8 protein-coding genes are annotated in these 8,185 nt (G+C 47.5%); 1 reads left to right on the top strand and 7 read right to left on the bottom strand.

Going from position 1 to position 8,185, the window contains the following annotated elements; all coding sequences use genetic code 11:
• The 7 genes from lpdA to Q7P41_RS01690 all read right to left on the bottom strand — a co-directional run.
• Window positions 1-1,130 (bottom strand): dihydrolipoyl dehydrogenase (lpdA, locus tag Q7P41_RS01660; protein WP_303881651.1); only part of this gene is annotated, 1,130 nt, incomplete at its 3' end.
• A gap of 320 nt (window positions 1,131-1,450) precedes the next feature.
• Window positions 1,451-2,737, bottom strand: coding sequence for a TRAP transporter large permease (locus Q7P41_RS01665; protein WP_303881652.1), 1,287 nt, complete (start codon window positions 2,735-2,737; stop codon window positions 1,451-1,453).
• Window positions 2,734-3,246: a TRAP transporter small permease gene (locus Q7P41_RS01670; RefSeq protein ID WP_303881653.1), complete on the bottom strand. Its 513-nt coding sequence runs from the start codon at window positions 3,244-3,246 to the stop codon at window positions 2,734-2,736. The genes Q7P41_RS01665 and Q7P41_RS01670 overlap by 4 nt, the downstream gene beginning before the upstream one ends.
• A gap of 104 nt (window positions 3,247-3,350) precedes the next feature.
• Window positions 3,351-4,475, bottom strand: a complete 1,125-nt coding sequence (locus Q7P41_RS01675; RefSeq protein ID WP_303881654.1) for a DctP family TRAP transporter solute-binding subunit — start codon at window positions 4,473-4,475, stop codon at window positions 3,351-3,353.
• An 11-nt stretch (window positions 4,476-4,486) separates the two neighbouring features.
• A complete protein-coding gene (locus tag Q7P41_RS01680; RefSeq protein ID WP_303881655.1) occupies window positions 4,487-5,461 on the bottom strand; it encodes an alpha-ketoacid dehydrogenase subunit beta in 975 nt (324 codons plus the stop codon).
• A 12-nt stretch (window positions 5,462-5,473) separates the two neighbouring features.
• A complete protein-coding gene (locus Q7P41_RS01685; RefSeq protein ID WP_303881656.1) occupies window positions 5,474-6,439 on the bottom strand; it encodes a thiamine pyrophosphate-dependent dehydrogenase E1 component subunit alpha in 966 nt (321 codons plus the stop codon).
• 45 nt (window positions 6,440-6,484) lie between these two features.
• Window positions 6,485-7,117, bottom strand: a complete 633-nt coding sequence (locus Q7P41_RS01690; RefSeq protein ID WP_303881657.1) for a GntR family transcriptional regulator — start codon at window positions 7,115-7,117, stop codon at window positions 6,485-6,487.
• A gap of 401 nt (window positions 7,118-7,518) precedes the next feature.
• Here Q7P41_RS01690 and Q7P41_RS01695 point away from each other — a divergent pair.
• The coding region (locus Q7P41_RS01695) for a DUF3798 domain-containing protein (protein WP_303881658.1) at window positions 7,519-8,185 on the top strand (667 nt) is incomplete at its 3' end.

Genomic DNA, 8,185 nt, shown 5'->3' on the forward strand with positions numbered 1-8,185 from the left:
ACCATGGGAAAGCGTGATACCTTTATCGGTATCCCCGCGTCGAGGCAATCGGCCTCAGACATCCCAACCGAGGCGAGCTCAGGCTCTGTAAAGATGCACGACGGAACCGCCGTGTAGTCCATTGCGCGCACATTCCCAGCTATGTTTTCCGCGGCCACTTCACCTTCGGCCATCGCTACGTGAGCAAGCATAAAGGGAGAAGCGCAATCGCCGATGGCGTAAATGTGAGGAAGATTTGTCTTCATGTATTTGTCCACAACGACGCGGCCTCGCTCGGTCTTTACCCCTATGTTTTCCAGGTTTAAGGCACTGGTGTCGGGAAGCCGCCCGGCAGCCAGTAAAACGTTGCTGACTTCGACCTTTGACGTCTTTCCCCCTTCGCCTTCAAGCGTGACGGTCAAAATATTGCCTGATTTTTCGATCTTCGTGACCTTCGTTGACGCATGAATGGCGACTCCTTTGAAAGATAATATTTCGTGCACCATAGAGGCAAGCTCCTCGTCGATGTTCGATAAAATCCTGGGCAAAAACTCAACCACCGTCACGCTGCAGCCAAGGTTAGAAAAAAGCGTGGCGAATTCGACGCCAATCACTCCGCCGCCCACTATGAGGATAGACGAAGGAAGCTTATCGATAGAAAGCGCATCATCGCTGGTCAAGACGCCCTCGCTCCGCAGCCCTTCTATCGGTGGCAGCGAAGTCCTTGAGCCGGTTGCTACGATGAAATTTTCGCCATTTATTTTTGAGGTTGACCCTTGCTCGTCTGTTACTGCAATGACGTGGGGTTCTACAAAGGAAGCCTCGCCGTATATTATTTCGACACCCCAAGATTCCAGGATGGCTCCTACGCCGTCCGTTAGCTGTTTTACCGTGTCTTCCTTTCGCTGCATGAGCGTTTTCCAATCAAACGAAACGTTTTCGACTGAAAATCCATATTCTTGAGCTTTCTTGAAGCTATCACGAATGTGAGATGCATGAAGCAAGACCTTTGTGGGAATACATCCCCTATTGAGACAAGTCCCGCCAATTTTTACTTTCTCGATCAATTTCACGTCGCATCCCAATTGGGCCGCTCTAATAGCCGCAGTATAACCTCCTGGTCCGCCTCCTACTACGATGACATTCGTCACGACAACTCCCCCTTTGCAAGAACGATTAACTTTCCTCTCCTCATAAAGTTTAACGCCGCTGTATTTTATAAGTCCTAATATTCACATTTTGCTGCAACCACAGTAACCAGGGTTTTTAGCTGACCAGTTCACTTATTTTATTTTATGACAGTATTTTAAAGTTTAAACGTCTTTTAGCCTAATATACATTTGTTAGTGCACTGTAATATATATACTACCGCTAGTTTCAAAAGCCTGTCAAGAACCGGTTAAGTTTTTTGAAAGCCCTATAATGCAGGTGGCCCTGCTGGTCATTATCAACACCGAGGTCCGCGCCTGTCTCACCGCATCAAGATGTTCGGCAACCACAGGCTAATAGCCGGAACATAACAAATAACCGCTAAAGCCGCTATCGAAGCAAGGACGAAGGGAACGACGGCTCTCGAAATCTCGTCCATCGAAATGCCCGCGATATTGCACCCCACATAGAGATTGACCGCTACTGGCGGCGTAACTTGCCCTATAGCCAAGTTCACCGTCATAACTATGCCAAACCAAACTGGATCCCACCCAAAATGGGCCATAATAGGCATGAAGATCGGCAATAGCAAATAATAAATGGATATGGCATCTAAAAGTGCTCCCGCTATTATTAGGACCACGTTTATCAAAGCTATGACAACATAGGGGTTTGAGCTCAAGGATATAACCGCTTGCGATATCCTTTCTACCACACCAAGAACCGTCATGGCCCAACCAAAGATCCCAGCAAAGGAAACGACCAGCATCACAACCGCAGATGAGACACAGCTTTCCACTAATAGTTCATACAAGTCCTTGAGGGTAAGTGTCCTGTAAACCACAAAGCCCACAAAGAGACCGTAAACCACGCCCACAGCAGCTGCTTCGGTAGGTGTAAATATCCCACCGTATATGCCGCCCAATATTATGACGGGAGTAATAAGCGCCCAAAAAGCATCCTTGAAGGCGTGCAACACCTCTCGAGCGGTGCCAAAGCTTTCTCCTTTATACCCCCTTGCCAGAGAGATGAGGAAGGCAACAAATATGAGAAACAAACCCACGACTATCCCCGGGATAATGCCGGCTAGGAAGAGTTCACTTATTGATGCTCCGGTAATGACGCCATAGACTATAAAGCCTATGCTGGGTGGGATTACAATGGCCAAGCCACTGGCACAGGAAGTAAGCGCTGCAGCAAAAGACTTACTATAACCGGCTTTTACCATGCCAGGGATTAGTATTGTGCCCAAAGCAGCAACCGTAGCAGGCCCCGATCCCGAGACAGCCCCCCAAAAGAGCGCCGTTATTACCGTCACAATAGCCATCCCTCCGCTTATGGGACCTACCAAAAGCATTATGAGCCTGATGATCTTATCTGATATCTTCGCTCTACCCATGATGACGCCCGCTAGTATAAAGAAGGGAATGGCTAAAAGCGAAAACTTAGATATATTAGCAAAAAATACGGGAGCAAACATTTGTGCGCCTAGATCAAACCAATAGACGACAGCCATACCGGCTAAACCTAAGGCTATTGCTATAGGTACCTTAAAAGCCATCATGACGAAGAAAAGGCCGAGCAATATTATGCCAGGGTCGATGTTCATTTGATCTTCACCTCCGCGCTTGAGCTAATTTGATGCACATCTTGCAAAGAAAGCTCTTTCCATTCGATTACGCCTCTTTGAATTGTCCTTACGATGAGTAGAAAAGCGCACACCGGTACGGCAATGCCGAATATCCACATGGGCAGAGCCATAGAGTAAGTAGTCATCCCGGACCTATATTCCGACCTCACCATATCGACACCATGATACGCAAGGAGAATGAAGAGAACAACACCGCAAAGGGTAACCAACACGGACGCAGCTTTTTTAAACGCTACAGGTAAGCGATCAACTAAAAATGTGACACCTAAAAGTGCACCTTTTCGCATGGCTATGGAGGCCCCGAGCATTGTGATCCATACAAATAAGTTGACCAAAAGTTCCTCCGAGAAGGCGAAAGAAAAGGTCGTAAGATACCTTACCACCACATTGACGAAGGCCAGAATGGCCATGAAGAAAAGCATTATAGCGCATATCCACTCTTCAGCCTTATCGAGCAGTTTAAACATGCCATAACACAGCCCCTTTCTTAGCTGCACAAAACCTGTTAAGCCGCTAAGCAAGAACATGAGGAGCCGCGCAAAACGCGGCCCCCTTTGCTTATCTGCTTATCTTATCTGCTACCGGCAACGGCCTCTTCAAAGACCTTTACCAAGTCTTGCCCTATGTTCGGCACCCACTTGTCGTAAACTGGCTTTGTGCGCTCGCGGAATGCATCTAATTGCTCAGGCGTGAGATCAGTAATGATCATGCCCTTTGACTTGAGGAACTCTAATCCGTCTTTCAAACCAACCCGGCTTACATCATGAATTTGCCAGTGCATCGAGTCCTCGGCTGCCTTTTTAATCTGCTTTTGGATCTCAGGATCGAAACCATCCCAAACTTGCTTATTGACGGCTAAAATGAGCGCGTCATATGAGTAGTGCCAATTTGTCAGATATTTTTGTACTTCGTAGATTTTGTTCGGAATAATGACGCCAACAATGGGGTTTTCCTGCCCGTCGATGACGCCCTGCTGCAAAGCGGTGAAGACTTCGCCCCAGTTCATTGCCACGGCATTAGCTCCGAGAGCCCTCATGATATCAACATAGATGGGGGTAACAACCCTTATCTTCAAACCTTTCAAGTCATCAGGATGAGCTACCGGTCGGACGTTGTTCGTAAGTTCGCGAAAGCCATTTTCGCCCCAGCCGATGCCAACCATGTTGTGCTTCTCCAGAGCCTGAAAAACCATATCTCCGCCTGCGGATTTGGTTGCAGCATCGACGGCCTCATGGTCTGGGAACATAAAGGGAAGGGAGAAAACGTTGCATTCCGGGATTATGGGGGCGATGTTGATCGTTGAGTTAAGCATGAAATCTATGGCTCCGCTTGAAACCATCTCTGCCTGACGGATCTGGTCGCCGCCCACAAGTTGGGCATTGGGATATACCTTCACGTTTACCTTGCCGTCGGTGTATTCCTTCACGAGCTCCGCAAACTTCACGCCACCCTTGCCCCACGCAGTATCGGTAGAGACATTCATCGTCAGCTTGTACTCTTTTTTGAGCGCTGCTGCAGACGCTTCATTAAGCCCGATTACTCCTAAAAGCAACACTACTGCCAAAACCATGCACAGCACCTTTTTCATTTTTTCTGCCCGGCTATGGCCGAACAATTCACCTTCCTTTCGCGATTTGATAAAGCCTTTTGCAGCACATGAACTTTCTCGTCCCTTTAATCCTTTTTCAAGCGCCACCCCCTTATTGTCTAGTCAAATAATGCCTTAATGCCGGAATAGATATCCTCAGCCTTCACCCTATAAGCTGCTTCCAAGGACCTGGCAAAGGGCACAGGCGTGAAAGGCGCACCGAAGCGTAATATAGGGGCATCTAAGAAGTCAATCCCTTCTTCCGCTACGATGGCCGCAATTTCGGCCCCAACACCGCCCTGTTTTACGGCCTCATGAGCTATTGCAAGCCTGTGAGTTTTTGCTACGGAATTTAGGATGGTTTCTTTATCGATGGGGGAAATTGTCCTTAAGTCTATTACCTCGGGGTCAATCCCGTCATTTTTCAACATGGAGACAGCATTCATTACAACTTTCATTGTGTATGAGTATGAAACGATGGTTATGTCCCTGCCCGGCTTTGTGACGGCCGCCACGCCTATGGGCACAAGGTGTTCTCCGTCAGGAACCGGACCTATCTCCGAAAAAAGCATTTTATGTTCAAAGTATATGACGGGGTTATCGTCTCGGATAGCAGATTTGAGCAAACCCTTCGCATCGGCCGGGTTTGATGGAATTACTACTTTTAGACCTGGAATGTGCAAAAACCAGGCCTCTATAGATTGGGAGTGCTGAGCGGCGGCTTGATTGGTGAGGCCATCCGGTGCGCGGACCACTACAGGCACGGACCTTTGTCCGCCGAACATAAAATGTATCTTAGCCATTTGATTAAAGAGTTCATCCATGGCCACCCCCATAAAGTCAGCGAAGTGCATGTCAACCACTGGCCTCATGCCTCCAAGAGCTGCTCCTACTCCAGCTCCTACGATGGCCGTTTCCGAAATAGGCGTGTCCCTTACGCGATCGGTGCCAAATTTTTGCGGCAAGCCCTTGAACTGGCCAAATATACCGCCTTGGCGGGCAATGTCCTCGCCCAATACGAAGACTCGCTCGTCACGAGACATCTCTTCATCCATAGCTTCTAGCGTCGCCTGAGCAAACGTAATTTCTCTCATTGTATCCATCCCCTATGCATAAACATCGCTAAGAAGCTCAGAGGGATCGGGTTCTGGGCTCGCCTTAGCGAAGGCAAGCGCATTATCAATCACTTCTTGAGCCTCAAGCTTTATGTCATCGAGCTTTTTTTGACTCAATAAACCTTCGTTTAATACCTGCTTTTCAAATCTGGAGATAGGGTCCCTTTTCTTAAAGATTTCTTCAACCTCTTCCTTGGAGCGATAAAGCTCCGGATCGCCCACAAAATGTCCTTTTACTCGATACGTCTTGGCCTCAAGCAGAGACGGGCCTCCGCCGTTTCTAGCCCTTTCTATGGCTGCCTTCGCAGCCTCGTAGACGGCAAAGACATCGTTGCCATCGACCGCAACGCCGGGCATGCTGTATCCGTGAGCTCTGTCGGCTATGTCTTCTACTGACGTGGTAGTCTTATAAGGTGTGGTCGAAGCGTACTGGTTGTTTTCGCATAAAAATATTACGGGGAGTTTCCACACGCTGGCGAGGTTTGCAGACTCGTGAAAGGTACCTCTATTTGATGCACCGTCGCCAAAAAAGGCTACGGTAACTCTCTTTTGATCGAGCATGCTTATTGCCAGAGCTGCCCCCGCCGCTATAGGTAAACTGCCGCCCACAACTCCATTTGCACCGAGCATGCCTATGCTGAAATCAGCTATATGCATGGAACCACCCTTACCCTTGCAGTACCCTGTACGCCTGCCAAAGAGTTCGGCCATCATCTTGTTAACGTCAGCTCCCTTAGCTATGCAATGGCCGTGACCTCTGTGAGTGCTTGCTATGTAATCATCCTCGGTAAGATTTGCGCACACGCCTGTAGCAATTGCCTCTTCGCCTATGTACAGATGTACGAACCCCGGGATTTCTCCTGCAAGGAAGTGCTTTTCTACCGCCTGTTCAAAAAACCTGATGGTAACCATCGTCCTATAAAAGCGACACAACAAATCCTCATCCCACTCTGCCAACTGCAATCACCCCCATTACTTCTTCAAAGCCGGGGCTTTCAAAGATTAGCCCACAATTAGCCTCATCTTTCCACCTTTAAGATGCTCATCCATCTCCTTGGCAGCGGCTTCACCATCTCCTTTGCGCAAGGCCTCTAAAATCCTTTTGTGTTCGGCATAAAAGGTCCCCATATTTCCTGGTACTTTGAGCATGTCTATATTGATGCCTTCTATGCGATCCCGAAGCCTCGCAATGAAATCGGTTATCATAGAATTGCCGTAAGCCCTCATCAGGTAATCATGAAAGTTACGATCTTCTTCATGGAAAGCAACTGCGTCCTTTTTTTTGCATGCCTCCTCCTGTTTCTTTAGGATCTTTTCCAGGTTGGAAAAATCCTTATCAGAAAGCATGTCTGCGAGCTCTTTTGTCACGAATTCTTCCAAAGCTATGCGCATGTCGTATATTTCTTTGACCTCATTTATGGAAACTTCTCGGATCACGACTCCTTGATTGGGGATTATCCTGACGAATCCATCCATCTCCAAGCGTCTTAAAGCATCCCTCACGGGGGTCCTGCTCATGCCGAGCATTTTAGCCAAGACATTCTCTGAAATGGACATATCATTGGAGAGCTTGCCGCTGAGGATGAGCTTTTTAATCTCTTCATAAGCTAAATCTCTTTTCGTCTTTTGCTGCATGATCAACCTCACTCTGGTTATATACAACCCCTATACTGGAGATATACAACCGTAATACAAGCAATCTACCATCGTTTATCCTGTTTGTCAAGCGGTCATTCAGTTCTGGATCGCTTCAAGTGTTTGTCATTACTATTTTGAGTAATTCGGTAACAATGATCGCCAATCGTCACATTTCTATGGAGCATTCTCTTGCGCTTCCCCTTGCAGTATCTGCAAAGCTTTTTGAGTTGCAATGAGGACAATACATTTCTTCGAGGCTGGTCTGAACACGCATTATTACGGCATCTTATTTTTTAGATGCTTCATTGACGATCGAGTATTGATATATTGACAATCGAACAATGGACGAGATAATGAGATCTAAATACAATATTTTATTTTCGGAGGGATGAGTAAAAATGAGAAGGGTTTTAATGTTTTCAGCAATGTATGCGATTATCTCCATCCTATTAATATCACCTGCAATTGCGGACGCTCCCTATCACATTGGCATTTGCACCGAGACTGTTTCACAGGCTGAAGATGACTTGCGAGGAGCAGAGCAAGCCGTGAAGGAATATGGCGACGTTGCTCAAGGTGGGATGATACAGCATCTAACCTATCCCGATAACTTTATGCAAGAAATGGAAACGGTAATAAGCCAAATTGCCGGTTTAGCCGATGACCCTTTGATGAAAGCCATAGTGGTTAATAACGCCATTCCAGGAACAACCGAGGCATTCAGGCGCGTCAAGGAAAAAAGGCCGGACATCTTATGTATAGCCGGTGAAGCGCACGAAGATCCTGGCGTAATTGGGTCCGTTGCCGATATGATAACCAACGTAGACGATATAAGCAGAGGCTATTTGATCCCGGTAGCTGCGAAAAAAATGGGCGCTAATAACTTCGTACACATCTCATTCCCAAGACACATGAGCTATGAGCTGCTTTCCAGAAGGCGTAATATTATGGAAGCGGCATGCAACGATATAGGCTTGAAGTTTCATTCTGAAACGGCTCCCGATCCTCTTAGTGACGTGGGAGTGGCCGGTGCCCAGCAGTTCATACTGGAGAAAGTACCTGCAT

It is taken from the genome of Acetomicrobium mobile (assembly GCF_937920065.1).